The 25,959-nt window shown below is 65.0% G+C and carries 20 protein-coding genes; 10 read left to right on the top strand and 10 right to left on the bottom strand.

Going from position 1 to position 25,959, the window contains the following annotated elements; genetic code table 11:
* Positions 1–98: 98 nt before the first annotated feature.
* Both LRC39_RS03500 and LRC39_RS03495 read left to right on the top strand, forming a co-directional pair.
* Positions 99–713: a TetR/AcrR family transcriptional regulator gene (locus LRC39_RS03500; protein WP_346296346.1), complete on the top strand. Its 615-nt coding sequence runs from the start codon at positions 99–101 to the stop codon at positions 711–713.
* A gap of 66 nt (positions 714–779) precedes the next feature.
* Complete coding sequence (locus tag LRC39_RS03495) at positions 780–2,813, top strand: YgiQ family radical SAM protein (protein WP_346296345.1); 2,034 nt, start codon at positions 780–782, stop codon at positions 2,811–2,813.
* Between the two features lie 21 nt (positions 2,814–2,834).
* On the opposite strand, the gene gltA is transcribed toward LRC39_RS03495, so the two are convergent.
* The 5 genes from gltA to LRC39_RS03470 form a co-directional block, all read right to left on the bottom strand.
* Positions 2,835–5,819: an NADPH-dependent glutamate synthase gene (gene gltA, locus LRC39_RS03490; protein WP_346296344.1), complete on the bottom strand. Its 2,985-nt coding sequence runs from the start codon at positions 5,817–5,819 to the stop codon at positions 2,835–2,837.
* A gap of 325 nt (positions 5,820–6,144) precedes the next feature.
* Positions 6,145–7,596 carry a benzoyl-CoA 2,3-epoxidase subunit BoxB gene (gene boxB / locus LRC39_RS03485; protein WP_346296343.1) on the bottom strand — a complete coding sequence of 484 codons (1,452 nt, stop codon included), beginning with the start codon at positions 7,594–7,596 and terminating at the stop codon, positions 6,145–6,147.
* Between the two features lie 166 nt (positions 7,597–7,762).
* Positions 7,763–9,457 carry a 2,3-epoxybenzoyl-CoA dihydrolase gene (boxC, locus tag LRC39_RS03480; RefSeq protein WP_346296342.1) on the bottom strand — a complete coding sequence of 565 codons (1,695 nt, stop codon included), beginning with the start codon at positions 9,455–9,457 and terminating at the stop codon, positions 7,763–7,765.
* Between the two features lie 128 nt (positions 9,458–9,585).
* Complete coding sequence (locus LRC39_RS03475) at positions 9,586–10,407, bottom strand: alpha/beta fold hydrolase (RefSeq protein WP_346296341.1); 822 nt, start codon at positions 10,405–10,407, stop codon at positions 9,586–9,588.
* A gap of 32 nt (positions 10,408–10,439) precedes the next feature.
* Complete coding sequence (locus tag LRC39_RS03470) at positions 10,440–11,552, bottom strand: Zn-dependent alcohol dehydrogenase (RefSeq protein ID WP_346296340.1); 1,113 nt, start codon at positions 11,550–11,552, stop codon at positions 10,440–10,442.
* A gap of 191 nt (positions 11,553–11,743) precedes the next feature.
* Between LRC39_RS03470 and LRC39_RS03465 the strand changes: the two genes are divergently transcribed.
* Complete coding sequence (locus tag LRC39_RS03465; RefSeq protein WP_346296339.1) at positions 11,744–12,469, top strand: Crp/Fnr family transcriptional regulator; 726 nt, start codon at positions 11,744–11,746, stop codon at positions 12,467–12,469.
* Between the two features lie 25 nt (positions 12,470–12,494).
* Here the strand turns inward: LRC39_RS03465 and hcrB are convergent, their stop codons facing one another.
* The 3 genes from hcrB to hcrC are packed head-to-tail and all read right to left on the bottom strand — an operon-like array spanning position 12,495 to position 16,296.
* Entirely contained in the window at positions 12,495–13,478 is a 984-nt protein-coding gene (gene hcrB / locus LRC39_RS03460) for a 4-hydroxybenzoyl-CoA reductase subunit beta (protein WP_346296338.1), read from the bottom strand.
* Positions 13,475–15,808, bottom strand: coding sequence for a 4-hydroxybenzoyl-CoA reductase subunit alpha (gene hcrA, locus LRC39_RS03455; protein WP_346296337.1), 2,334 nt, complete (start codon positions 15,806–15,808; stop codon positions 13,475–13,477). The genes hcrB and hcrA overlap by 4 nt, the downstream gene beginning before the upstream one ends.
* Entirely contained in the window at positions 15,805–16,296 is a 492-nt protein-coding gene (hcrC, locus tag LRC39_RS03450) for a 4-hydroxybenzoyl-CoA reductase subunit gamma (RefSeq protein ID WP_346296336.1), read from the bottom strand. The genes hcrA and hcrC overlap by 4 nt, the downstream gene beginning before the upstream one ends.
* A 166-nt stretch (positions 16,297–16,462) precedes the next feature.
* On the opposite strand from hcrC, the gene LRC39_RS03445 reads away from it, so the two are divergent.
* The 7 genes from LRC39_RS03445 to LRC39_RS03415 all read left to right on the top strand — a co-directional run bounded on the left by LRC39_RS03445 (position 16,463) and on the right by LRC39_RS03415 (position 23,998).
* Positions 16,463–18,082, top strand: a complete 1,620-nt coding sequence (locus LRC39_RS03445; protein WP_346296335.1) for a benzoate-CoA ligase family protein — start codon at positions 16,463–16,465, stop codon at positions 18,080–18,082.
* 177 nt (positions 18,083–18,259) lie between these two features.
* On the top strand, positions 18,260–19,438 hold the full coding sequence (locus tag LRC39_RS03440; RefSeq protein WP_164634016.1) for an ABC transporter substrate-binding protein: 1,179 nt from the start codon (positions 18,260–18,262) through the stop codon (positions 19,436–19,438).
* 86 nt (positions 19,439–19,524) lie between these two features.
* A complete protein-coding gene (locus LRC39_RS03435) occupies positions 19,525–20,385 on the top strand; it encodes a branched-chain amino acid ABC transporter permease (RefSeq protein ID WP_346296334.1) in 861 nt (286 codons plus the stop codon).
* Between the two features lie 2 nt (positions 20,386–20,387).
* Complete coding sequence (locus LRC39_RS03430) at positions 20,388–22,175, top strand: branched-chain amino acid ABC transporter ATP-binding protein/permease (RefSeq protein WP_346296333.1); 1,788 nt, start codon at positions 20,388–20,390, stop codon at positions 22,173–22,175.
* Positions 22,172–22,894, top strand: coding sequence for an ABC transporter ATP-binding protein (locus LRC39_RS03425; protein ID WP_346296332.1), 723 nt, complete (start codon positions 22,172–22,174; stop codon positions 22,892–22,894). The genes LRC39_RS03430 and LRC39_RS03425 overlap by 4 nt, the downstream gene beginning before the upstream one ends.
* Positions 22,895–23,076: 182 nt before the next feature.
* On the top strand, positions 23,077–23,472 hold the full coding sequence (locus LRC39_RS03420; protein ID WP_264054166.1) for a GNAT family N-acetyltransferase: 396 nt from the start codon (positions 23,077–23,079) through the stop codon (positions 23,470–23,472).
* A gap of 61 nt (positions 23,473–23,533) precedes the next feature.
* Positions 23,534–23,998 carry an Rrf2 family transcriptional regulator gene (locus LRC39_RS03415; RefSeq protein ID WP_346296331.1) on the top strand — a complete coding sequence of 155 codons (465 nt, stop codon included), beginning with the start codon at positions 23,534–23,536 and terminating at the stop codon, positions 23,996–23,998.
* 47 nt (positions 23,999–24,045) lie between these two features.
* Here the strand turns inward: LRC39_RS03415 and LRC39_RS03410 are convergent, their stop codons facing one another.
* Entirely contained in the window at positions 24,046–24,291 is a 246-nt protein-coding gene (locus LRC39_RS03410) for a YfhL family 4Fe-4S dicluster ferredoxin (RefSeq protein ID WP_011156229.1), read from the bottom strand.
* 17 nt (positions 24,292–24,308) lie between these two features.
* A complete protein-coding gene (locus tag LRC39_RS03405) occupies positions 24,309–25,883 on the bottom strand; it encodes a benzoate-CoA ligase family protein (protein WP_346296330.1) in 1,575 nt (524 codons plus the stop codon).
* Between the last annotated feature and the right edge of the window lie 76 nt (positions 25,884–25,959).

The raw sequence follows: 25,959 nt of genomic DNA, 5'->3' as shown, positions 1-25,959 counted from the left end.
CTATCCCTCCGCTTGTTAAAGGCCAATTCCGCTTTGAAACGGATTGCCCGCGAAGCTCGTTCGCGGTATTGAACACAATTGTTCAAATCAGATCAAGTGTGTCCAAGATCGTGTCCAGCCCGGCGCAGCGACAGATCTACCTGGCGGCGATGCAGTTATTCGCCGAGCGCGGCCTGACGCAGATCAGCGTAACCGATTTAGCCCAGGCGGCCGGTGTCGCGCGGGGCACAGTTTACAATAACCTTGGCGACCTCACCGGCCTGTTCGACCTGGTGGTTACCAATCTCGCCACCGAATTGAATCCCCGGCTGACCGTGGCGCTGGCGGAGTGTCATGAGCCGGTGCGGCGGCTCGCGACCTGGATGCGACTGCTGATCCGTCAGGCCCACGAAGAGCCACGGCTCGGCCGGTTCGTCTGCCGGTTTGGCATGAGTTCGACGACGCTGCGGGTGGTCTGGGACGGACGTCCGCTCGACGACCTTGCCACCGGACTGTCGCAACGCGGCCACAGCCTCGGTCCCGCGCAGATCGCCTCGGCTGCTAATTTCATCTCGGGCGCGATCCTGGGCGCCATCTTCACGATCCTCGATGGCCACCGCACGTGGGTCGACGCGGCTGCCGAGACCGTGGAATGGGTGCTGGTGGGACTTGGCGTTTCGCGCGAAGAAGCCCGGAACCTGGCCGTCGGCGATCTTCCGCCACTGCCGGAGTGATCACAGCGGCGAGACGGCACGGCCCTTGCCGTTGAACTTACCGCCTACCGGTCTTATGCCTGGGCGATGCAGACATCCATTGATACGGCCCCGCCGCTGATGACCCGGTTCCGCTCCAGCGCGGCACCGCACAAGCCCGCGCCTTTCCTGCCGATGAGCCGGACCGAGATGAATAAGCTCGGCTGGGATGCCTGCGACGTCGTGCTGGTGACTGGTGATGCCTATGTCGACCATCCGAGCTTCGGCATGGCGATCATCGGTCGCCTGCTCGAATCCCAGGGCTTCCGCGTCGGCATTATCTCGCAGCCGGATTGGCAGTCCGCCGAACCGTTCAAGGCACTCGGCAAGCCGCGGGTGTTCTTTGGCGTCACCGGTGGCAACATGGACTCGATGGTCAACCGCTACACCGCGGACCGCCGGCTACGTCACGATGACGCCTACACGCCGAACGGTGAAGGCGGCAAACGGCCCGACCGCTGCACGCTGGTCTATGCGCAACGATGCCGCGAGGCGTTCAAGGACGTTCCGATCATTCTCGGCGGCATCGAGGCCTCGCTGCGCCGGATCGCGCATTACGATTACTGGTCCGACAAGGTTCGGCGCTCGGTGCTGGCAGATGCCAAGGCCGATCTGCTGCTCTACGGCAACGCCGAGCGCGCGGTGGTCGAAGTCGCACATCGATTAGCTGCCGGCGAAGTCCCGCGCGAGCTGGACGACATCCGGGGCGTCGCGCTGTTCCGCCGTGTGCCGGACAACTACACGGAACTGCACGCAGACGACCTCGATGCCGCCGACGAAGGCGCGCGGCAGGTGCGCGGCGACGTGGTGATCCGGCTGCCGAGCAGCGAGCAGGTCGAGCAGGACAAGGAAGCCTATGCCCGCGCCTCGCGGGTGCTGCACCGGGAAAGCAACCCCGGCAACGCCCGTCCCTTGGTGCAGCGTCACGGCGACCGCGACCTGTGGCTCAATCCGCCGCCGATTCCGCTGACGACGGAAGAAATGGACTCGGTCTACGATCTCCCCTACGCCCGCGCGCCGCATCCGTCCTACGGCAACGCCAAGATTCCGGCGTGGGACATGATCAAGAATTCGGTGACGATCATGCGCGGCTGCTTCGGCGGCTGCACCTTCTGCTCGATCACCGAGCACGAAGGCCGCATCATCCAGAGCCGGTCGGAAGCCTCGATCCTGCAGGAGATCGAGAAGATCCGGGACAAGACGCCCGGCTTCACCGGCGTGATCTCCGACATCGGCGGTCCTACCGCCAACATGTACCGGATGGCATGCAAGGACCCGACGATCGAGTCCTCGTGCCGTAAGCCGTCCTGCGTGTTCCCGGATATCTGCCCGAACCTCAACACCTCGCACGACGACCTGATCCGGCTGTACCGCAAAGTGCGCGAGGTGAAGGGCATCAAGAAGGTGATGGTGGCGTCGGGCGTACGCTACGATCTGGCGGTGAAGAGCCCGGCCTACATCAAGGAGCTGGTGAGCCATCACGTCGGCGGTTATTTGAAGATCGCGCCGGAGCACACCGAGCGCGGGCCGCTCGACAAAATGATGAAGCCGGGTATCGGTGCCTATCACCGCTTCAAGCAGATGTTCGAGGCCGCCGCCAAGCAGGCCGGCAAACAGTACTATCTGATCCCGTATTTCATCGCGGCGCATCCCGGCACGACCGACGAGGACATGATGAACCTCGCGCTGTGGCTGAAGCGCAATCGCTACCGCGCCGACCAGGTGCAGACCTTCCTGCCATCACCGATGGCGACCGCGACTGCGATGTATCACAGCGGCGTCAACCCGCTGCGCGGCGTCCGCCACGGCGCCAGCGAGCCGGTCGAGGCGATCAAGGGCCTGCGGCAGCGCAGGCTGCACAAGGCGTTCCTGCGCTATCACGATCCGGACAATTGGCCGGTGCTGCGCGAGGCGCTGAAGGCGATGGGACGCGCCGACCTGATCGGTTCACGGCCGGATCAGCTGGTGCCGGCGCATCAGCCGCCCGGCACCGGCAAGGCCGCCGGCACCCGTCGCCCGGTGCGCGGCGATGGACCAAAGCCACAGCGCTTCACCACCAAGGGCGTACGGCTGGTTAAGTAGCCGACGCTGCAAGTCGCGGGCTTACGTCAGCAGCCCGCGCTTGCCTTCTTTCCAACGCGCGAACTCGGTCTGCAGCACCGAGACGTGCTCGTCCTCTTCGGCGGCGAGTTCGCGGTAGAGCTGACGCTCGACCGACCCGTCCGGGGTCTCGCCGACCCGGGTCTTGAAGAACGAGGCGGCGCGCCGCTCGAACTCGATTGCGGCTTCGAACAGCGTGGTCGGATCGCCGATCCGGCCTTTGACACCGGCCATGATCGCCGCGGTGCCGAGATGGAAGCCCTCGGTCGCCTGCGGAATTGCCACATGGTAGCGATTGGCCAGCGTGGTCATGTGCTCCTCTTCCATCGCGGCAAAGCTGAGGAATAGCTCCTGCAATGTCGGATCGGACGTTTCCTTCGCGGCGCGAGCATAGAATGCGCGGCCACCGAGTTCGATCTCGAATGCGGTGCGGATCGCCGCAAGCCCGGCCTCGTCGTTGACGCCGACGCGGTCGAGCGGCTGCAGCTTGCCACCGCAATGCGGGCACATCCCGTAAGGGAACGCGAAGCCTTCGCTGACCTTGGCGCAGTCGTCGCAGCGCCATTGCAGCTCGGAGCCGGCACAGCAGATGTACTCTTCGGAGCCTTCCAGCGGCTGGTGACACTTTGGGCAATGCGCCACGCCATCCTCCTCGATCGGCGATGCCAGCTTGCCGGCGACGAAATCGTCGGCATCCTGCGCGGTGATGGGCCACTTGGTCTTGTTCAGACGCAGCCAGGCGGCGATCGACTTGGCGGCGCGGCGGCCCGCGCTCATCGCCAGGATCACAGTGGCGCCACCCGTGACGATGTCGCCGCCGGCGAACACGCCCGGCATGTTGGTCGACTGGGTGTCGTCGTCGGCCGCGATGTTGCCCCACTTGTTGAGCTCGAGACCCGGCGTCGCCTGACCGATGATCGGATTGGGCTTGGTGCCGAGCGCGTAGATCACCGTGTCGCATTCAAGCTCGATGAACTCGTCGAGCGGCACGGGCTTGCGGCGACCGCGCTCGTCGGCCTCACCGAGCTCCATCTTCTGCAGCCGCACCGCACGCACGTCGCCGCTCTCGGTGACGAGAATCTCCACCGGCGAATGCAGGAAGAAGAAGTCGACGCCTTCCTCCTTGGCGTGGCGGATTTCTTCGATACGGGCCGGTGCCTCGGCTTCCGATCGGCGATAGACGCAGCGCACCGTCTCGGCGCCGACACGGCGGGCGACACGCAAGCAATCCATCGCGGTGTTGCCGGCACCGATCACGATGACGCTGTTGCCGACGCTGACAGGCGTATCGAGATACGGGAAGCGGTCGCCGCCCATCAGATTGATGCGAGTGAGGAATTCGTTGGCCGAATAGACCCGGCCGGCGAACTCACCGGGAATGCCCAGGAAGGTCGGAGCACCGGCGCCGGCCGCAACGAACACCGCGTCGAAGCCGCGGTTGCGCATCAACTGTTCGATGGTGAAGGTCTTGCCGACGACCTTGTTGGTCTCGAACTTGACGCCGATATCCTTCAGCCGCTGAATTTCGCGATCGATGATGTCGCGCGGCAGCCGGAATGACGGAATGCCATATTGCAGCACGCCGCCGAGCACGTGCAGCGCCTCGTACACGGTGGTCTCTACATTGTAGCGCGTGAGATCGGCCGCGGCGGCCAGGCCCGCCGGGCCGGAGCCGACGATCGCGACCTTGCCGATCGTCTTGGACAGATCGATCGGCTTGCTCTTCGGCGCCCGTGCGTTGTCGCCGATGAAGCGCTCGAGACGGCCGATCGCGACCGGCTCATGCTTCTTGTACTTGCGGATGATGCACTGCGCTTCGCACTGCGTCTCCTGCGGGCAGACGCGACCGCAAATCGACGGGAAGATGCTCGACTGATAGATCGTCTCCAGCGCCGCGTCGAAGTCGCGGAACAGGATGTTGCGGATGAACACCGGAATGTCGATGCCGACCGGGCAGCCGGCCACGCAGGTCGGCGTGATACACTGGATGCAGCGCTCGGCTTCCTGCAGGGCTTCCTCGACCGAATAGCCGAGATTGACTTCCTTGAAGTTGGTGGCGCGCTCGTGGGCGTTGCGCTCGGGCATCGGGGTTTGATGCGGCGGCAGCGTCGCCAGCTTCTTGTAGTTGCGCTTGCCCTCGACGATCAGCTGCTTTTCGAGATTGCAGACGTGGGCGAAATGTTCGTTGGCCTTGTCTTCCTCGGTCTTGAAACGCTTCTGGCGAGCGTGCAGCTCGTGGAAGTCGACCTTGTGGCCATCGAAATCCGGGCCGTCGACGCAGGCGAACTTCACTTCATTGCCGACCGTGACCCGGCACGAACCGCACATGCCGGTGCCGTCGACCATGATGGTGTTGAGCGACACCATGGTCTTGACGCCGTGCGGACGGGTGGTCTCGACGCAGGCGTGCATCATCGGCATCGGGCCGATCGCCACCACCTTGTCGGGCTTCTGCTGGGTGATGACGCGCTCCAGCGCCGCGGTGACGAGGCCGGGCTCGCCGTAGCTGCCGTCATCGGTGCAGATGATCAGTTCGTCGGCGAATTCGCGGAACTTGTCCTCCCAGAACACCAGATCTTTGGTGCGGAAGCCCATGATCGCGGTGGTCCGCGCGCCGGACTGTTTGAAGGCCCGGAGCTGCGGGAAGATCGGCGCGACGCCGAGGCCGCCGCCGACGAACACCACGTGGTCGACCTTGTCGATGTGTTGCGGCAGACCGAGCGGACCGACGAAGTCTTCGAACGCCTCGCCTTCCTTGAACTTGTCGCGCATCTCGCGCGTGGTCTTGCCGAGCGCCTGGACGACGACCGTCACCAGCCCCTTGTCACGATCGAAATCGGCGACGGTGAGCGGAATGCGCTCGGCACCGTCGTAGAGACGAAGCATGACGAAATGGCCGGGCTCGGCAGAAGCCGCGATATCCGGTGCCTCGACGTCCCACAGGAAGGTCGCGTCCGAGAACTGCTCGCGTCGAACAATACGATACATGGTGACAGCACAGATTGGTCCGAGGCCGGCGAGCGGCATCGAGAGGTGAGGGGAAAGCGGTTCAAAATAGCCAACGAGCGCCAAATTGATTTGACTTCGGTCATGTCCGGTCCGGCGCCGCACGGTTGCCAGCGGACGCAGTCCACTCGGTGACGATCGACGGATTGGGCTGATTTGTGCGCTATTGACCGGCGCTGACGGGCAGCAAGCGAGTCTTCCCCCGACGTTCCGCATGCATGACCGGCATGCAAAAGGCCGCCCGGCTTTCGTCGGACGGCCTTAGACATAGGTCTAAGAATGAGAGCGCTACAGCTTCCCGCGTGGCTCAGGTCTCGATCTTGACGTACTCGAAATCTCCCGGGCGATTGTCGATGCCGACCTTCGGCGGCGAGATCCACGACGCGTACTGCCCGGCCTCCGACACCGGCACCATCAGCGAGGCGATGAATTCGCCATCATCATTCGACGGCAGCCATTCGTTGCGCCGCTTGGCCCAGGTCGCCGGATCGATCAGCACGCCGTCGGGCGTCGCTTCGACATCCTTGAACTCGCCGATCTGGCGGTGGAACGCGACGTGCGGCAGCTTGAGCTGGAAGTCGTAGCCGGCGGTGGTGATCACCTTGTTCCAGCGCAGCAGACCCTTGACGCAGTCCTGCGAGTAGTCGTCGCGCAGTCGCATGTTCAGCGCGGTCAGCGCCGGCTCATCGACGCGCTTGATCTCGCCGTCCACCAGCTTCAGCACCGGATAGGTGTCCTGCTCGAGCTTGTGATCGTCCTGGATCTGGGTCTCGTGGAAGCGCCCCTTGATGCCGGCATTGAATGCATTGGCCGCGTTGGTCGAAACTTCCGAGCCGAACAGATCGAGCGACAGCGAGTAGTGCAGATTGAGCTTCTTCTGCACCGTCGGCAGGTCGATCACGCCGAGCGCGCGGACCTTGTCGATGTCGGTCGGATCGGTGATTCCGGCGGTGCGCATCGCCTCGCAGGTCCGCTGCACCACCCGGCTGATGCCGGTCTCGCCGACGAACATGTGGTGCGCTTCTTCGGTCAGCATGAAGCGGCAGGTGCGCGACAACGGATCGAAGCCCGACTGCGCCAGGCTGTGCAGCTGCATCTTGCCGTCGCGGTCGGTGAAGTAGGTGAACATGAAGAACGAGAGCCAGTCCGGCGTCGCCTCGTTGAACGCGCCGAGCATCCGCGGCGCATCGTCCGAGCCAGAGCGGCGGCGCAGCAGGCCGTCGGCCTCCTCGCGGCCGTCGCGGCCGAAGTATTTCTGCAGCAGATACACCATCGCCCAGAGATGGCGGCCCTCTTCGACGTTGACCTGGAACAGGTTGCGCATGTCGTAGAGCGATGGCGCGGTCTTGCCGAGATGGCGCTGCTGCTCGACCGACGCAGGCTCGGTGTCGCCCTGGATCACGATCAGCCGCCGCAGCATCGCGCGATGCTCGCCCGGCACTTCCTGCCAGGCCGGCTCGCCGTAATGCTGGCCGAACGGCACGACGCGGCCTTCTTCCTTCGGCGCCAGCAGAATGCCCCAGCGATAATCGGGCATCTTGACGTAGTCGAACTTCGCCCAGCCGCGCGGGTCGACCGAATACGCCGTGCGCAAATACACCAGCGACTCCTGGAAGCCCTCCGGCCCCATGTCGTTCCACCAGTCGATGTAGCCGGGATGCCATCCCTCCAGCGCCTTCAGCACCTGGCGATCGGAGCCGAGATCGACGTTGTTGGGGATCTTGGTCGAGTAGTCGACGTGCATGATGTTCATATTCATGGGCGGCTCCCGGTTCGTTCGTGCATCCAAACTTTGTCGTCGTCATTGCGAGGAGCGAAGCGACGAAGCAATCCAGCTCCGTGCATCACACTTCTGGATTGCGTCGCTTCGCTCGCAATGACGGGGCTGGCGTTGTGCCAGTGCGCGTCGAATGCGCCGTGACGACTCACACTCTCGTCATATCGAATTGCGGCTTCTGGCCGCTGCCGTAGCGGCGCAGCGCGCCAACCTCGCCGACCGCGTTGGGACGCTGGAATATCCAATTCTGCCAGGCGGTGAGCCGCGCGAAGATCTTCGACTCCATGGTCTCGGGGCCGACGAAGCGCAGGTTCGCTTCCATGCCGGTGAGACTGTCAGGCGAGAACGATGCGCGCTCTTCCAGAAAGACGCGGACCTCATCGTCCCAGTCGATATCGTCGAGCGCGAACGTGACCAGACCCAGCGTCTCCGCCGCCTCGGCGTCGAGCGCGTCGCCGGTTTTGCTCTGCACCGCCTCGTGGTCGGCCGGATCAGCTTGGAAGCGCGACTGCAGCCGGGTGAGACCATGGCTCATCGAATAGGGGCCGAAGTTAAGTGCCGACAGCGTCAGCATCGGCGGCGGACGATTATCGCCGTCGCGCGAGCCGATCAGCATGTAGCTGCGGTCGGCGGCGAACACGAGCTCCGCCAACGTACCGGCGAAGCATGAGCCGGGCTCCACCAACGTCACCAGCGAGCGCGACGTGACATCGACGCGCTTCAGCACGCGCTTCCAGAAATGGCGGATCTCGTTGACGAGCCAGTGATCCTTATGCGCTTCGAGCAGCGCGTCGTAAGCTAGCACTTGGTTCGCATCACCATGTGACTTGAACACCCACAGTCCCAGCTCCGGCTCGTTCAGCCGCAGATGCAGAATGGCGTCGTCGAGTTCGCGGGCGAGCTGCAACGGCCAGAACGCCGCGCCTTGCGCCTGCAGCGCCTCGACCGACGTCGGCGGCGCCGCGTCCGGACCGCTCAGCGTGATGGTCGCGATCCGGGCGGCGCGATCGATCTCGACGCCGACCAAGCCGTAGCGCACGCTGGTGTCGTCGAACTGGCGCTGCAGCGGCGTCAGTTGCACGCCCGCGCCGCTTCCGTTGCGCGGCGAGGCGGCAGCAAGTTCGCGGGCGCGCTCGGCCACCTTGGCGTCGAGCTTGGTGGTCGCGACGATGTCGTCGACCAGTCGCCACTGCATCGCGCGCTTGCCCTTGATGCCTTCCTCGATGGTGCAGAACACGTCGGCATGATCGCGGCGAACCTTGCGCTTATCGATCACGCGCGTCAGACCGCCGGTGCCGGGCAGCACCGCGAGTAGAGGTACTTCCGGCAGCGCCACCGCGGCGGAGCCGTCGTCAGCCATAATAATGTGATCGGCGGCGAGCGCGAGTTCGTAGCCGCCGCCGGCCGCGGTGCCGTTGATCACCGCGATGCTACGCTGGCCGGAATGCTGCGATGAATCTTCGATGCCGTTGCGGGTCTCGTTGGTGAACTTGCAGAAGTTGACCTTGTGGACGTGGCTGGCGCCGGCCAGCATCCGAATATTGGCGCCTGCGCAGAACACCCGGTTCTTGGCGGAGCGTAGCAGGATCACCTTCACGGCGGGATACTCAAACCGCAGCCGCTGCATCGCGTCGGCGAGTTCGATGTCGACGCCGAGATCGTAGGAATTCAGCTTGAGCTGGTAGCCTTCGAACAGGCCGCCGTTCTCGTCGACGTCGAGGGTGAGCGTCGCGATCTCGCCATCAACCGTCAGCTTCCAATGCCGATAGCGAGACGGCTCGGTCTGAAAATCGACCCGCACAGCTCCGTTCGCGAGCGGGCGCGTGTCTGCGGCCTCGGCCATGGCGGCTCCCTGCGTTTCCTCTTGCTTCCAATATGCATTATATTTCATATTTTGGCGGAGAGTCCAGCCGCAAATGCGACTTTGATGCATTTTAATGCGAGGCGGCTTGGTCGGTTGTCGATGGCTGATCAGGCCGCGCGACCGCCGGTCGCCTCGGCATGGCCGCTCAGAATGCGGTCCGCGAAGCCGGCGACCAGCCGCAGCGTCGCGTCGGCGGCTTCGCGGTGCGGCGAATGCCCCGCTCCCGCGAGCAATTCGACTTCAAGCGGGCAATAGCATTCCGAACGCGCAATCTCGATCTGCCGCATCGTTCCGTATTGGTCGTTTTCGCCCTGCACGATCTGCAGCGGCACCCGGATGTAAGCGAGCGAGTCGGCGATGTCCCAGGCGCGGAACGCCGGATCGAGCCAGGCATCGTTCCAGCCGTAAAAGGCATTGTCGACGTCGTCGTGCCAGCGCGCCAGCTTGGCACGCAGCTCGGTCGTCTCGTACATCGTCCGGATCGCCGCGATCGACGCCACCGAAATGTCTTCGACGATGAAGTGCGGCGCAATCAGCGAGACACCGCGGACGCGGTGATCGGCGACGCCGCCCGCATACAGCGCCGCAATCGAGCCTCCATCGGAGTGGCCGACCAGCAGTCCCCGGCGAAAGCCGATCTGGTCAAGCACCCGCGGCAGCACCTGCAAAGCCTCGCGATGCATGTAGTCCAGCGGGCGCGGCAACGCGGCACGCGTCGAGCGGCCATAGCCGGCGCGGGAATATGCGAACACGCCGGCACCGGTCGCGGCCGCGAGCTTGTCCGGAAAATCGCCCCACAACGCCGCCGAACCCAAACCTTCGTGCAGCAACACAAGGGTCGGTGCGACGTCCGGCTGCGGACCGGTGAAGCGATATTCCAACTGGACGCCGTCGATCGCCAGCGTGCCGGTCGGGCTCAAGCCTGCCATTATGTTTCCTCTTATCGTTAGCTTGCACGAATTCAGTCGATCAGCACTACGCCGCGCAGGTTTCGCCCGGCGTCGAGGTCGGCATAGCCTTGGTTGATCTCGTCGAGCCGATAGGTTCGGCTGATCAGTTCGCCGAGCTTAAGATCGCCGCGGCGATACAGGCCCAGCAGTTCGGGGATCTGCAGACGCGGGCTGGCGAAGCCGTACACCGCGCCCATGATCGCCTTCTGAGTGGCAAACAGTTCCAGCGGCGGCACGTCGATCTGCTTGACGGTGTCGGGCGTGATCGCAGTGACCACGACGTTGCCGGCCTTGGCGGTGGCACGAAACGCCGGCAGCAGCGTTTCGGCTGGGTTGATGCAGACGAAAGCGTGATCGACACCGACGCCTTCAGTCAACGCCTGCACGGTGCTGATCAGTTCGTCGCCTTGCGCCGTGGTGCCGTGGGTGGCGCCGAAGCTCCGCGCCCATTCTAGTTTCTGTGCGACGATGTCGGCAGCGATGATCATCGACGCGCCACAGAGCTTTGCGCCCTGCACCACGTTCATGCCGTCGCCGCCGCAGCCGACCACCAACACCGTATCTCCCGGCTTGACGCGCGCGCGATGGCGCGCCGCGCCGACACCAGCCGGAACGCCACACGCGATCACGCTGGCATGATCGAGCGGAATATCCTTCTCGATCACCAGCACCGAGGCCTGATCGACGACGGTGGCTTCGGCAAACGCCCCGATCATGCAGAACGCGCCGACGCCGTGACCGTCGGCATCGCGTCGGCGGAAGCTGCCATCGAGCTGCGGCCCATGCGTAATGCGCGGCCCCTCGGCACACAGATGATGCAATCCGCGCTGGCACCAACGACAACGGCCGCAGCCGGGAATGAAGGTGAGCACCACGTGATCGCCCGGCGAGACGCCCTCCACCTGATCGCCGATCGCCTCGACAACACCCGCGGCTTCATGACCCAGCACCATCGGCTGCATCGCAACACGGCGCTCGCCGCGCATCACGTGATAATCGGTGCGACACAGGCCGATCGCGGCGAGCCGCACCAAGACTTCGGTCGGCTGCGGCGGATCCAGCACGATCTGCTCGACGCGGAGCGCCGCGCCAATCTCTCGAAACACCGCCGCCCGAATGTCCATGCCTCGTAGGTTAGCAGCGGCTGACAGGTTTTCAACGCGCCTCCGCGGCGCAGGACGGGTGATGCCCTGCACCATGGCGCTGCAATGCAACATAATTTCGTACCGAAATGCATAAAATAGTTGATGGCGATCAAGGAACCGCAAAACCCGCATGGGGTGTAGTGCCCTAATCAAAATTGGAAACGCTCTCGATGGCTTCGAAGCTGACCGGTGGTGATCTACAGGTCATCACCCGGATCGCCGTGTTTCGCGGACTGAAGGCGGAGACCGTCGCGCACATGATCGCGCCGGCCACCGCGATCAGCCTGCGGCCGCGCGAGTCGATCGTACGCCAGGACGAACCGGCGACCGCGTTCTTCATTGTCGTCGGCGGCTGGGTCAAGCTGTTTCGCAGCAATCTGGCCGGCGACGAAGCCGTGATCGAAATCATGAGTCGTGGCGGCAGTTTCGCCGAAGCCGCGGCGCTGACCGGTCACCGCTATCTGGCCAACGCCGAAGCTGTCACCGACGCGCGTGTCGCGCGAATCCCTGCCGATCATCTGGTCCGCTGCATCCGAGCCAATCCGGATATCTCGGTGCCGATGATAGCTTCGATCTGCCAGCACATGCACCATCTGGTGCAGCGCATCGAACAACTCAAGGCGCAGAGCGGGGTGCAGCGGCTCGCCGAATTCCTCGCCTCGCTGGCGATCGCCGAACAAGGTGCGTGCGCGCTGGTGCTGCCCTACGACAAGGCGTTGATCGCCGGCGAGTTGGGGTTGACACCGGAATCGCTGTCGCGGGCCTTCGCCAAGCTGCGCAGCATCGGCGTCACCGTCGAGGCATCGCAGGTCGCGGTGCGTGACGTGGCAAGGTTGCGCAAGCTGGCAACCGACGGCCGCAGTGCCGTGCGCGGCAAGCTGCAGGCCGTACGCTAAACGGTGAATCCCCAACGGCTCGCGGTCAGCCCTGCGCCAGCGAGGCAAACAGCTCGGCCGTCACGCGGCTCGCCAGGGCCGCCGCGACGACGCGCCGGTAGTTGGCCGGCATCAGCGTCGTCCGCATCGGCTGCACTTGTTTCTGCACCAGCCGATCAATCTCGCGTAGCAGAGCATCGTCAAGCGGCCGCTGCGAAAAGGCGGCGGTCTCGGCGAGCAGGAACGGCCTTGAATTGGTCCCAGTCAGCGCGATGCTAAGCTGCGCGATCTTGGAGCCGGAACGCGTCAGCGCGACGGCTATGCCGGCTAGCGGATAGTCGATTGCGCCGCGCTGCCGCACCTTGACGTAGCGCGACGCGGGCGGGTCGGGCGGCAACCGCACCGCAACAACAACCTCGCCCGGCCGCAGCGCGAGATGCGCCCGGCCGTCTTCAACATACAATTCGGCGAGCGCGATGCGGCGCCGGCCGCCCGGCCCGGCGATCTCGACCTCAGCGCCGAGCACCAGCAGGGCCGGCGCGAGATCGCCGCTGAAGGCGGCGTGGCAGCGGTTGCCCTTCGGGGCGACGTGACAAGTGTCGCCGCGATTCTTCAGGCAGTACGCATTGGCCTCGCGCCACCATTCGGTCTGATTGTAGTAGATGCAGCGGGTGTCGAGGCAGAGATTGCCACCGACGGTGCCGAGCTTGCGATGACCGGGGCCCGCCACACTGCGAGCAGCTTCGCTCAGCGCCGGATAGCGGGCCGCAACCAGACTGTCGGCGGCGAGGGTCGCCACGGTGACTCCGGCGCCGATGGTCACGCCGCTGCCATCGGCGACGAGCCGTTTGATCTCGGCGATGCCGGTGGTGTCGATCAGCGTCTCAGGCTGCGCGATGCCGCGCCGCATGTTGACGAGCAGATCCGTGCCGCCGCCGAGCAGCCGTCCTCCCGGATGCGCCAGCAACGCGGCGATCGCCTCATCGACCGAACCCGGACGAAGCAAATTCAACGCGTTCAGGCCGGTCATGAGGCGGCCCTCACCGCCACTGCCCGCTTCGCTTCGCGGCGGCGCCGCGCCAGCGCCTCGACGACGCGATCGGGCGTCGCCGGCAGATCATCGAGATCGATGCCGATCGCATTGGCAACAGCGTTGACCATCGCAGGCGGAAAACCAGCGAGCGCACCTTCGCTGGCCTCCTTGGCGCCGAACGGCCCAAACGGATCGACGCTTTCGACGATCGCGACCTCTATCGGAGGCGATTCGATCATCGTCGGCATCCGATATTCGAGAAAGCTGGCATGCGCGGGCAGCCCGTCGAGATAGCGCGTCTCCTCGCTCATTGCCTGCCCCATCCCCATCCACACCGCGCCCTGAACCTGCCCAACCACCGCGAGCGGATTGATGGCGCGGCCGCAATCCAGCGCCGCCCAGACCTTATCGACGGTGATCAGGCCGGTCGCGTCATCGACGCTGACCTCGACCACCTGGGCGGCGTAGCTGAATCCCATGGTCGAACCGACGGCGCCGCCACGATGTTTGCCGCCCTGCGATTCCGGCGGGCACGTGAAAGTGCCCTTGACCGTGATGGCGCCCTCGTCGACCAGCGCGGCTTTGACCACTTCGGCGAAACCAAGCGCGGCCTGGGCACCGCTGCCGATGAAGAAGCTCTCGCCGGCGCACTCGATCTGCTCCGGCGCAGCTTCGAGCTTGCGGGCTGCCGCCGCGATCAGGAGCTGTTTCAACTTCGTCGCCGCATCGATGGCGGCGTTGCCGACCATGAAGGTGATGCGCGACGAATAGGCGCCATTGTCCTTCGGAGTGATGGCGGAGTCGCCGGAGATCACCCGGACCCGGTTCAGCGCGATGCCCAGCGTTTCGGCGACCGTGATCGCCACCACGGTGGACGATCCCTGGCCGATATCAGCGGCACCGGTCAGCGCGGTGACGCCACCGTCGAAATCGAGCCGCAGCGCCACCACCGCGTGGGGCTCGCCGGTGAAATGAATCGGCTTGGCCGAGCCGCTGACATAGTGCGAGCAGGCCATGCCGAGGCCTTTGCCCGGCGGCAACCGGCCGATCCGCTCGCGCCAGCCGCTGGCATGCTCGACCTTGTCGAGACACTCGGCGAGGCCGTAGCTTTTGACCATCAGATCGTTGAGCGTGCGCGTCGGCGCCGCCAGCAGATTGGCACGGCGCACCGCAAAAGGATCGAGGCCGAGTTCACGCGCCATCCGGTCGACCAGATTCTCGAAGGCGTGACGGACGTCGACCGAGCCGTGCCCGCGCATCGCGCCGCACGGCGGCAAGTTGGTATAGACGCGGTAGCCGTCGTATTTGACCGCCGGAATGTCGTACAAACCCTGCAGCAGCGCGCCGGCATACAGGATGGTGACAATGCCGTACCCCGCATAGGCACCGCCGCGCTGCACCACCTCGCATGAGCAGGCGGTGAACCGGCCATCGCGGCGCATGCCGATCGTCAAGGTGATGTCAGTCTGCGGCCGGGCGCGGTGGGTGATGAAGGTCTCTTCACGGCTCAGCCGCATCGACACTTTGCCGCCGGCCTTACGCGCCAGCAGCGCGGCGATCACCTCGAAGTTCAGCACTTCCACCCGCGCGCCGAAGCCGCCGCCGACGAACGGCTTGATCACCCGCACAAGCGACGGATCGATCTCGAGGCAGCGCGCCAGCATCAGGTGCAGATAATAGCCGACCTGTGACACACTCTGGGCGGTGAGCCTCCCGGTGGCCGGATCGTAATCCATCAGGCAGGCATGCGGCTCGATCTGGGCGTGGTTGACCTCCGCACAATGGTGCGTGTGGGTCCGGATCAGGTCGGCGGCTTCGAAGCCCGCGGCGAGATCGCCGAACTCGTTGTGAACTTCGCGTTCGATATTGCCCGACTTGTTGTCGTGCAGCAGCCAGGCATCCGGGGCGCGTGCAGCCTCGGACTCGTAGTAGGTCGGGAGCTTTCGGAACTCGCATTCGATCAGGTCGAGCGCGCGCTGTGCCGTCTCTTCGTCGACAGCTGCCACCGCGGCGATCGGTTCGCCTCGATACCGGACCCGATCGCGCGCCATCGGATATTCGTTCATCGCGATCGGCAGAACACCGTAGGTGATTGCGCAGTCCTCACCGGTGACGATCGCCGCGACGCCCTTCAGCGCGAGTGCCTTGCTGATATCCAGCCGGACGATCTCGCCATGACTGATCGGACTGCGCAGAATGCGCGCGACCAGTGCGCCGGCATGATCGAGATCGGCGGTATAACGCGCTCGCCCGGTGACTTTATCGATGCCGTCGACCAGCGGAACGCCGGCACGGTCGAGCCCCCCCTGAAACGCGGGACCGCTCATGGCGCGATCTCCGCGGCGGCCTGCACCGATTCGACGATCTTGGCGTAGCCGGTGCAACGGCAGAGATTACCGGACAGAGCCGTCCTGATCTCTTCGTCGGTCGGGGACGGATTGCGGCGCAACAGACCTTCGGCCGCCATGATCATGCCGGGCGTGCAGAAGCCGCATTGGGCCCCGAGCCGCTCGTGAAATGTCTGCTGCAGCCGGTGCAGCCGCCCATTCGCCGCCAAGCCCTCGACCGTCTCGACGTGACGTCCCTCGCAGCGCACCGCCAGCACCAGGCACGACGGAGTTGCTTCGCCGTCGATCAGCACGGTGCAAGCACCGCACTCGCCGCCGTCGCATCCCGTCTTGACGCCGGTGAGCCCGGCGATATCGCGCAAGTAATCGACCAGCAACATGTCGTCGGTAACCGCGTCCTCGCGCCATCGGCCATTGACGTTCAGGCAGAGCAGCCGCTTGCGGCGTCGCAGCATCGCTTCATCCATGGGTCGCTCCCTCGCCGCAAGACTGTCGGTGCGGGAGGACGGCATCCATGACCAAAGTCAAGCGATCGTCACGCCGCAACAGCCGACTAAGCGCTTGGCAAAAATCAAGGAGATCACTCCGGGCGGACGCTTAGATCACTCCAATTCACAGACGGCGGAGGGAACCATGCCGCTACGCGACTACAACGCGGCTGTCGATTTCGTCGACCGCAACGTTGCGGAAGGCCGGGGCGGCAAAATCGCCTTCATCGATCCGCAGCGCAGCTTGAGTTTTGGCGAACTGGGCGACGCCGTCGCACGCGTCGGCCCGATGCTGGCACGCCTCGGCGTCGAGCAGGAAAACCGCATTGCGCTGGTGCTCAAGGACACCGTCGACTTCCCGATCCTGTTCTGGGGCGCGATCCGCGCCGGGATCGTTCCGGTGCTGCTCAACACCCGGCTGAATGCCGATCAGTATCGCTACCTGCTGGAAGATTCGCGATCCAAGGCGGTGTTCGCGTCGTCGGAGTTCCTGCCGGCGATCGAGGAGGCCGCGGCCGATCTGCCACATTTGCGCACGATTGTAGCCGTCGGCGATGCTCCGCCACCGACTTTGCAACTGGCTGAGCTGCTGGATGCCGAGCACGAAGGCGGCGCACCCGCGGCGACCTGCGCCGACGACATCGCCTATTGGCAATATTCCTCCGGCACCACGGGAATGCCGAAAGGCGTGATGCACGTGCATTCGAGTCCGCGCGTCATGGCCGAAAATGCCGGCCGGCGGATCGGCTACCGCGAAGACGACGTGGTGTTCTCGGCAGCCAAGCTGTTTTTCGCCTATGGGCTCGGCAACGCGATGTTCTGCACCATGGGGATCGGCGCCACCTCGGTGCTGTACCCCGAGCGACCGACTGCCGGCTCGGTGTTCGATACTTTGCAGGCACACCACCCGACGATGCTGTTCGCGGTGCCGACACTGTACGCAGCAATGCTGGCCGATCCGCGCTCTCGCACTGAGGCACTCCCGGACCGGCTGCGCCTGTGCGTCTCTGCCGGTGAACCGCTGCCGGCGCAGGTCGGGCTCAACTGGCGCAATCGTTTCGGCCGCGACATCGTCAACGGCGTTGGCTCGACCGAGATGGGCCACCTGTTCCTGACCAACCTCCCACACGCCGTGGAATACGGAACGTCAGGGGTGCCGGTCGACGGCTACCGGCTGCGGCTGGTCGACGAAAGCGGAGACGACGTCGCCGACGGCGAGATCGGCGAATTGCTGGTGAACGGCCGCTCAGCCGCCGCGGGCTATTGGAATCAGCGCGACAAGACACGCACTACATTCGTCGGTGAGTGGACCCGGACAGGCGACAAATATCACCGGCGCGTCGATGGCGTTTACACCTATTGCGGACGAACCGACGACATCTTCAAGGTCAGCGGCATCTGGGTGTCACCGTTCGAAATCGAACAGGCGCTGATGAGCCACCCCAAGGTGCTGGAAGCTGCGGTGATCCCCGCCGAGGACGTCGACGGGCTTGTCAAGCCAAAAGCGTTCGTCGTGCTGTCGTGCTGTGCCGAGGTCGATCCCGGCACACTGTTCGAGGAGCTGAAAGACCACGTCAAGTCTGCGATCGGGCCATGGAAATATCCGCGCTGGATTCAGATCATGGACGATCTGCCGAAGACATCGAGCGGCAAACTGCAGCGCTATCTGCTGCGCGAGATGACGCCCGGCGGAGTGGACGCGACGGAAAACACGCGCGCTGGCCGCGTGGTCTATGGACGCGCCGCCGCCGGCAGCGGACGATGACAACCAAGTCGGCGCTTGCGGGTGCAGCGCAACATCAGCAAGACTGACGATGCGACCATCGGCCTCATTGGCGTCTCGCAAAATGATCTGGCCCGATGTAATAGTCGCAATAAAGTACCGAAAAAGCAAAATGACGAGCTGATCGCTCGCGAAGGGAAGACCGAGGGGAGGACTACCATGATCGATCGACGTCGTCTGTTGTCGCTCGGAGCGTCGGCTGGTGCCGCGCTGGCCTGCGGCCCGTTTATTCGCCCGTCCTACGCGCAAGCCGGCGCCCTGAAGGTCGGCCTGCTGCTCCCCTATAGCGGGACTTATGCGCCGCTCGGCGAAGCCATCACCCGCGGGCTCGAGCTGTATGTGCAGTCGCAGGGCGGAAAGCTCGGCGGCCGCAGCATCAGCTTCGTCAAAGTCGACGATGAATCCGCGCCGCCGAAGGCTACCGAACTCACCACTAAACTGATCCAGAGCGAGAAGGCCGACGTGCTGATCGGCACGGTGCATTCCGGCGTGGCGATGGCGATGGTGAAGATCGCCCGCGAGGACGGCATTCCGACCATCGTGCCGAACGCCGGAGCCGACATTATCACCCGCGCGATGTGCGCCCCCAACGTATTCCGCACCTCGTTCGCGAACGGCCAGATCGGCCGTGCCACCGGCGATGCCATGATCAAAGCCGGCCTGAAGAAGGCCGTCACGGTCACCTGGAAGTATGCGGCAGGCGAAGAGATGGTGTCCGGCTTCAAGAAGTCGTTCACCGCCGGCAAGGGCGAAGTGGTCAAGGACATCACCATCGCGTTTCCCGACGTCGAATTCCAGTCGGCGCTGGCCGAAATCGCATCGCTGAAGCCGGATTGCGTCTATGCGTTCTTCTCCGGCGGCGGCGCGCTGAAATTCATCAAGGACTATGCGGCGGCCAATCTTGGCATTCCGCTGTGGGGACCTGGCTTCCTCACCGATGGCGTCGAAGCCGCGGCCGGCCCAGCCGGCGACGGCATCAAGACCGTGCTGCACTACGTCAGCGACCTCGACAACGCCGAGAACCAGGCGTTCGTCAAATCGTTCGAGGCGGCCTACAAGATTCCGCCGGACGTCTTTGCGGTGCAGGGCTGGGACGCCGGGCAACTGCTCGACGCCGGCCTCAAGGCGGTCGGCGGAGACGTCGCTAAGCGCAAGGAGCTCAATGCCGCGATGGCAGCGGCGAGCTTCGCCAGCCCGCGCGGACCGTTCAAACTGTCGGCCGCGCATAACCCGGTGCAGAACTTCTATCTGCGCGAGCTGAAGGGCGGCAAGAGCGTCAATCTCGGCCTCGCCGCACCGGCGGTGGCCGACGAAGCGATCGGCTGCAAGCTGAGCTGATAACTGCCCGACTGAGGGTTGCGGCAGCGGCCGGCGCATCGTCGCCGTCCGCGGCCCTGCACGACCGACATCGGTGACAGGTTCCCATGAGTCTCATTCTGATCCAGGCGCTGAACGGCCTTCAGACCGGACTGGTGATCTTTCTGGCCGCCAGCGGCCTGACACTGGTGTTCGGCATTCTCGGCGTCATCAATCTCTCGCACGGCTCGTTCTACATGCTCGGCGCCTATCTGGCGCTGTCGCTGACCGGCATGTTCGGCGACGTCTTTCTGGCACTGGTTGCCGGCATCCCGCTCGCCTTCCTGCTCGGTCTGGCGATCGAGTGGCTGTTCATCCGCCACCTCTACGATCGCGATCACCTGCAGCAGGTGCTGCTGACTTTCGCGCTGATCCTGATCTTCAACGAATTCCAGCAGGTGGTGTGGGGTTCGTATCCGCACTCGATCCCGGCGCCTGGCTATCTGGCGCACAGCGTCCGGCTCACCGAAGGCCTCAGCTATCCGGTCTATCGGCTGGCCTTGATGGCGATCTGCGTCGCGCTGGCCATCGCAATGGCGCTGGTGATTCAGAAGACCCGGATCGGCCGCCTAATCCGTGCGGCAGAATCCAACCGCGAGATGGTCGAGGCGCTCGGCTTCGACTCGCGGTTGATCTTCCGCATGGTGTTCGCCACCGGCGTCGCACTGGCCGCGACCGCCGGCATGCTGGCGGCCCCGGTCGAGAGCGCCTATCCGGGCATCGGCGACCGCGTGCTGATCATCTCCTTCGTGGTCGTGGTGATCGGCGGCATCGGCTCGGTCCGCGGCGCATTCATCGGCTCGCTGTTGATCGGCATGGCCGACGCCTTCGGCAAGGTGTTCCTGCCGCAGTTCTCCAGCATCATCATCTACGCGCTGATGGCACTCGTGCTGGTGATCCGGCCGGCCGGGCTATTCGGGCGGGCCTGACGATGCTGACCCGTCCCAACCTCGTCGTCGTCCTGTTCTTCACGGTGCTGCTCGGCTGCCTGCTGGCGCTGCCGTTCGTCGCTGGGCCGTATCCGGTGAAGCTGATGACACGGATCGTGATCATCGCGACCTTCGTGCTCAGCCTTGACCTGCTGATCGGCGTCACCGGCCTGGTCAGTTTCGGCCACGCCGCGTTCTTCGGCTGCGGCGCCTATGCGGTGTATTTCGTCTCGCCGGAAGCGGAAGCCGCCAACGTCATCGTCGCGCTCGGCGCCGGGCTGCTGGCCGGCGGGCTTGCCGCGCTGGTGGTCGGCGCGTTCGCGACCCTGACGCGCGGCTTCTACTTCATCATGGTGACGCTGGCCGCCGGCCAGATGCTGTTCGCGCTGTTCCACGACACCGACATCGCCAAGGGGTCGGACGGGGCCTACATCAACGTCAAGCCCGAGCTGACGCTGGGCGGTCTGACGCTGCTGGATTTCTCCGACCGCCGGCAGTTCTATTACGTCTGCATCGTCGTGCTGATCGCCGCCTACGGCCTGCTGCTGGCACTGGTGCGTTCGCCGTTCGGCCGGGTGCTGCAGGGCATCCGCGCCAACGAGGTGCGGATGAGCTCGCTCGGCTACGACACCTATCGCTACAAGCTCGCCGCCTTCACCATCGCCGGGATGGTGGCGGGGCTCGCCGGTGCGCTGTTCGCATCGATCGACGGTTTCGTCACGCCCGACCTGCTCAACTGGCATCAATCGGGCCTTGCCATCATGATGGTAGTGCTGGGCGGCGCCGGCACGCTATTCGGCCCGATCCTCGGCGCGCTCGCCTACTCGTCGCTGGAAGAACTATTGAAGACCGCCAGCATCGTCGGCTCGCTGGTCGCCGACCATTGGCGGCTCGGCACCGGCGCGACGCTGATCGCCGCGGTGCTGATGTCGCCGGACGGCCTCGCCGGTTTGCTGAACTGGCGGCGCAAGCAGCCGCAGGCCACACCCGCGCGGCCTCCGGTGGACGAACCGCAGCGTCCGGCGAAGACCGCGAAGGCGCTGGCGACCAGCCATCTCAGCAAGAACTTCAACGGCATCGCGGCAGTCAGCGACGTCACCGTGACGTTCGAGCCCAACAAGGTCCACGCCATCATCGGCCCCAACGGCGCCGGCAAGACCACCTTCACCAACCTGTTGTCCGGCGCGCTGCCGGCCAGCGCCGGCAGTGTGCAGATCGACGAGCTCGACGTCACCGGCTGGCCGGCCTACCGGATCGCCCGCGCCGGCCTCGGCCGCTCCTATCAGCGCACCAATATCTTCCCGCGCTTCACCGTGCGCGAGAACTGCGTGCTCGCGGCGCAGCTCGACAAGGGCGCGCTGTGGCGGCTGCGCGATGCGCCGTATCGGGCGCGCGAACACGCCGCGGTCGACCGCGCCCTGCGGGTCGCAGGACTCGCCGATCGCGGTGATATCATTGCCGGACGGATGTCGAATGGCGAGCAGCGGCAGCTCGAAATCGCAATGCTGATCGCCAGCGGCGCCGATCTCTTGATCCTCGACGAGCCGCTGGCCGGGATGGGGCCGGAGGAGACCCAGCGGGTGGTGGCGCTGCTGCGCGACCTGGTGCGCGACCACACCGTGATCGTGATCGAACACGACATGGATGCGGTCTTCGCCGCTGCCGATACGCTGACGGTGCTGGTGCAGGGCAAGTTGCTCGCCCGCGGCCGGCCCGACGAGATCCGGCGCAACGAAGCCGTGCTCGAAGCCTATCTCGGCCATCACGCCAAGATGAAGGAGTCGGCATGACCGCAGCGGCACAGGCGATGCTGGATGCACGCGGCATCGACACCTTCTACGGACCCAGCCACATCCTGCGCGGCGTGAACTTCCACGTCGGCCGCGGTGAGACCGTCAGCCTGCTCGGCCGCAACGGCATGGGCAAAACGACGCTGCTGCGGACGCTGATGGGGCTACTGAAGCCGAAGCGCGGCGCGATCCTGCTCGACGGCCGTGACGTCACCGATGCACGGGCCAATATCAAGGCACGTGCCGGCATGGGGTTCGTGCCGGAAGGCCGCGGCATCTTCCCGAACCTGTCGGTCGAGGAAAACCTGCTGTTTGCGGCGCGCCCGGGTCCTGACGGTCGGATCGATTGGACCCAGGAGGCGATCTACCAGATGTTTCCGCGGCTATTCGAGCGGCGGCGGATCTGGGGCAATCAGCTGTCCGGCGGCGAGCAGCAGATGCTGACGATCGGCCGGGTGCTGCTCAGCAATCCCAGCATCCTGCTGATCGACGAAGCGACCGAAGGTCTTGCGCCCAAGATGCGCGACGCGATCTGGGAAACGCTCGGCATCATCGCCTGCAAGGGCATCTCGATCGTGATCGTCGACAAGAACCTCGACGATCTGGTCGACCTGGTCGACCGCCACGTCGTGCTGACCAAGGGACAGGTGGTGTTCGAAGGCACCTCGGCCGAGCTGCTCGCCGATCAGGAGATGGTCAGAACCATGCTGGGCGTCTGAACCGCCTCGTCTCAAAGATCAATCGACGCCCGGCGCCGTGGCTGCATAATCCGCATCAGGAGCCGGGATCACGCGGCACCACGAGGGAGGACAACGCGATGAGTGGCGCAAGCAGCATCACCGCGGCGGAGCCGTGCCGCGATGTGCAGATCCGGCCCGCTGCTGCGACGGACGTGGCGCGCGTGGTGGCGATCGACGAGGCTGCGACCGGCGAAGCCAAGCCGCGGTATTGGCAGAGCCTGTTTGAGAGCTTCTCGCAGAGCCGCACCGGCTGCCGCGCCTTCCTGGTCGCCGAGCTGAAGGGCGAGGTGGTCGGCTTCATCTGCGGCGAAGTGCGGGATTTCGAGTTCGGTGCGGAAAGCTGCGGCTGGGTGTTTGCGTTGACCGTCGATCCTGCGATAAGGGTGAACAGTATCGGCACGCAACTCTTTGAAGAGATTTGTCTAATTTTCACTCAGGCGGGGGTGAGGAAGGTTCGCACGATGATCGAGCACGACAACCAGCTCGTCATGGCGTTCTTCCGCAGCCAGGGCCTGATGGTCGGCCGGTTCATCGGAATGGAAAAGAATCTCGACTGATCACACCACCCCGACACGCTCGCGCGGTTTGTGGTCGAGACCAACACGAAGATTGACGCCGATGCGGCTGCAGAAATCGACGATGTGTGGACTGTACGCCGTGCTCGAGCTCGCGGCGAATCCGGATCGTCAGGTTTCGGCCGGCGACATCGCCGACAAATACGACATCTCGCTCAATCATCTGGCCAAGGTGCTGCGCACTTTGGTACGGGCGCGGCTGATCGAGTCGGTGCGCGGCCCTGGCGGCGGCTATCGGTTCGCCGGCAATCCCAAGCGCGTCACCCTGCTCGATATCATCGCGCTGTTCGAAGACACCGGGCTCGACCTGCAGGAGGCCGCCTCGGACGAGCATGAAGAGAGCCGGGCGCTGCACAAGGTTCTGCGCGACATCGACGAAATCGCGATGACGACGCTGCGGTCGGTGTCGATCACCTCGCTGCTCAAGGTAATCGACACCGAACGCCGCAAGGTGGAGCGCGGTCCGAACGGTGCCCCGGCCCGGCATTCGTCGGCCGGACGGGCGTAGCCCTCGACCGGGCTTTCAGGCAGCGCCGTTTTGCGGCGCAGCCGATCTCAGGAATGCAGCTGCTGGTACTTGTCCTGCAACTGCTCGGGCGTCTCGCGCCAATCCGGATTGGGCACGATGCAATCGGCGGGGCAGACGAGCTGACACTGAGGCTCGTCCTCGGCACCGACACATTCGGTGCAGCGGAGCGCATCGACCGCGTAGATCGTGTCGCTGGCCGAGATCGCCTGGTTCGGACACACCGGCCGGCACGCGTCGCAGGCCGTGCAGTCCTCGTTGATCATCAGCGCCATGTCGCCCTCCTCCCCGTTCAGCCCAACACGCCCTCGCGCAGCTTGAAGCGCTGGATCTTGCCGGTCGCCGTCTTCGGCAGTTCTGCGACGAACACCGTGCTGCGCGGATATTTGTACGGCGCCAATCGATCCTTGATGAAAGTCTTCAGTTCGGTCTCGGACAGAGTCTGACCCGGCCGGGCCACCACATAGGCCTTCGGCTTGGTCAGGCCGTGCTCGTCGGCGACGCCGACCACGGCGGCTTCGAGCACGCCGGGATGCTGCACCAGCGTCGCTTCGATCTCGAACGGGCTGACATAGATGCCGCTGACCTTCAGCATGTCGTCGGTGCGGCCCGCATAGGTGTAGGAGCCGTCGTCGTTGCGGACGTATTTGTCGCCGCTCTTGGTCCAGCCGCCCTGAAAGGTGTCGCGGCTCTTGGCCCGGTTGCCCCAGTACATCGTCGCCGACGACGGGCCGTGAATGTAGAGATCGCCCGGCTCACCGTCGGCGACAGGGCCGCCGCCGTCGCCGCGCAGCTCGATCTGATAGCCCGGTACCGGCCATCCGGTGGTGCCGTAGCGCACCCGGTCCGGCAAGTTCGACAAGAAGATGTGCAACATCTCGGTCGAGCCGATGCCGTCGACGATGTCGATGCCGAAATGGCGCTGGAACCGCTGCCCGATCTCCGCCGGCAGCGCTTCGCCCGCAGACGACGCGAGCCGCAACGCCACTTGGTCGCGCGATGGCAGGTTTGGCGCGGCCAGCATGCCGGCGTAACCGGTGGGCGCGCCGTAGAACACGGTCGGCTTCACTCCGCCGACGCCGCCCAGCCAGCGCTTGAACACCGCGTCCGGGGTCGGCCGCTCGCCCATCAGCAGCGTGGTCGCGCCGACCGTCATCGGAAACGTCAGCGCGTTGCCGAGGCCGTAGGCGAAAAACAGCTTCGCCGCCGAGAAACAGACGTCGTCTTCGCGCAGATGCAGCGTGTGGCGACCGTACAGCTCCGAGGTCCAGTACGGATTGGCGTGGGTGTGCACCACACCCTTCGGCCGTCCGGTCGATCCCGACGAATACAGCCAGAACGCCGGATCATCCGCCTGGGTGGCGGCGGGCTTCTCCAGCGGCGCCTGGGCGCCGACGAACGCGGCGAAATCGACCTCGCCCGGCTCCAGCGGCGCCGCGGGGCGCGAGACGATGACCCGCTGCACCTCGTGATCGCTCTTGGTCAGCGCCGCCTTCAGCACCGGGTGCAGCGCGCCGCTGACCAGCACCGCCTGGGCGCGCGAATGCTCCAGCATGTAGGCGTAGTCATCGGCGGTGAGCAGCGTGTTGACCGCGACCGGGACGACGCCTGCGTAGATTGCGCCGAGAAACGACACCGGCCAATCGGTGCCGTCGAGCATCAGCAACAGCACGCGCTCTTCGCGTTTGACGCCGATCGCGCGCAAGGCAGACGCGAGCTGACGCGCCTTTACTTCGAGCTGCGCGAAGCTCAGCGACGAGACGTCGTCGACGAACGCCGTCTTGTCCGGCCGCACGCGGTTGGTCTGCAGCAGGTGTTCGGCGAAATTGAATTTCTCGGGTGGCGGCGTGACCGCGGCGGCATTCATGGTTTCCTCCTGATCGCCTTTATGGTTGTCCGGAAGCGATCTTGACGCCGCTTTCCGTTCGCCGGTTGGGAATGTC

This window comes from Rhodopseudomonas sp. P1, assembly GCF_039642825.1.
Taxonomy (GTDB): Bacteria; Pseudomonadota; Alphaproteobacteria; order Rhizobiales; family Xanthobacteraceae; genus Rhodopseudomonas; species Rhodopseudomonas palustris_H.
The sequence above is the reverse complement of the archived record's forward strand: the minus strand, read 5'-3'. Positions and strand labels throughout refer to the sequence as shown.

Excerpts from the sequence above, each read along its gene's own strand:
- hcrC (WP_346296336.1), bottom strand. The coding sequence starts at position 16,296 with ATGGATGAAGCGATGCTGCGACGCCGCAAGCGGCTGCTCTGCCTGAAC.
- LRC39_RS03435 (WP_346296334.1), top strand. The coding sequence starts at position 19,525 with ATGAGTCTCATTCTGATCCAGGCGCTGAACGGCCTTCAGACCGGACTG.
- LRC39_RS03465 (WP_346296339.1), top strand. The coding sequence starts at position 11,744 with ATGGCTTCGAAGCTGACCGGTGGTGATCTACAGGTCATCACCCGGATC.
- hcrA (WP_346296337.1), bottom strand. The coding sequence starts at position 15,808 with ATGAGCGGTCCCGCGTTTCAGGGGGGGCTCGACCGTGCCGGCGTTCCG.
- boxC (WP_346296342.1), bottom strand. The coding sequence starts at position 9,457 with ATGGCCGAGGCCGCAGACACGCGCCCGCTCGCGAACGGAGCTGTGCGG.
- LRC39_RS03495 (WP_346296345.1), top strand. The coding sequence starts at position 780 with ATGCAGACATCCATTGATACGGCCCCGCCGCTGATGACCCGGTTCCGC.
- gltA (WP_346296344.1), bottom strand. The coding sequence starts at position 5,819 with ATGTATCGTATTGTTCGACGCGAGCAGTTCTCGGACGCGACCTTCCTG.
- LRC39_RS03445 (WP_346296335.1), top strand. The coding sequence starts at position 16,463 with ATGCCGCTACGCGACTACAACGCGGCTGTCGATTTCGTCGACCGCAAC.
- LRC39_RS03425 (WP_346296332.1), top strand. The coding sequence starts at position 22,172 with ATGACCGCAGCGGCACAGGCGATGCTGGATGCACGCGGCATCGACACC.
- boxB (WP_346296343.1), bottom strand. The coding sequence starts at position 7,596 with ATGAATATGAACATCATGCACGTCGACTACTCGACCAAGATCCCCAAC.
- hcrB (WP_346296338.1), bottom strand. The coding sequence starts at position 13,478 with ATGACCGGCCTGAACGCGTTGAATTTGCTTCGTCCGGGTTCGGTCGAT.
- LRC39_RS03440 (WP_164634016.1), top strand. The coding sequence starts at position 18,260 with ATGATCGATCGACGTCGTCTGTTGTCGCTCGGAGCGTCGGCTGGTGCC.
- LRC39_RS03410 (WP_011156229.1), bottom strand. The coding sequence starts at position 24,291 with ATGGCGCTGATGATCAACGAGGACTGCACGGCCTGCGACGCGTGCCGG.
- LRC39_RS03405 (WP_346296330.1), bottom strand. The coding sequence starts at position 25,883 with ATGAATGCCGCCGCGGTCACGCCGCCACCCGAGAAATTCAATTTCGCC.
- LRC39_RS03470 (WP_346296340.1), bottom strand. The coding sequence starts at position 11,552 with ATGGACATTCGGGCGGCGGTGTTTCGAGAGATTGGCGCGGCGCTCCGC.
- LRC39_RS03430 (WP_346296333.1), top strand. The coding sequence starts at position 20,388 with ATGCTGACCCGTCCCAACCTCGTCGTCGTCCTGTTCTTCACGGTGCTG.
- LRC39_RS03415 (WP_346296331.1), top strand. The coding sequence starts at position 23,534 with ATGCGGCTGCAGAAATCGACGATGTGTGGACTGTACGCCGTGCTCGAG.
- LRC39_RS03475 (WP_346296341.1), bottom strand. The coding sequence starts at position 10,407 with ATGGCAGGCTTGAGCCCGACCGGCACGCTGGCGATCGACGGCGTCCAG.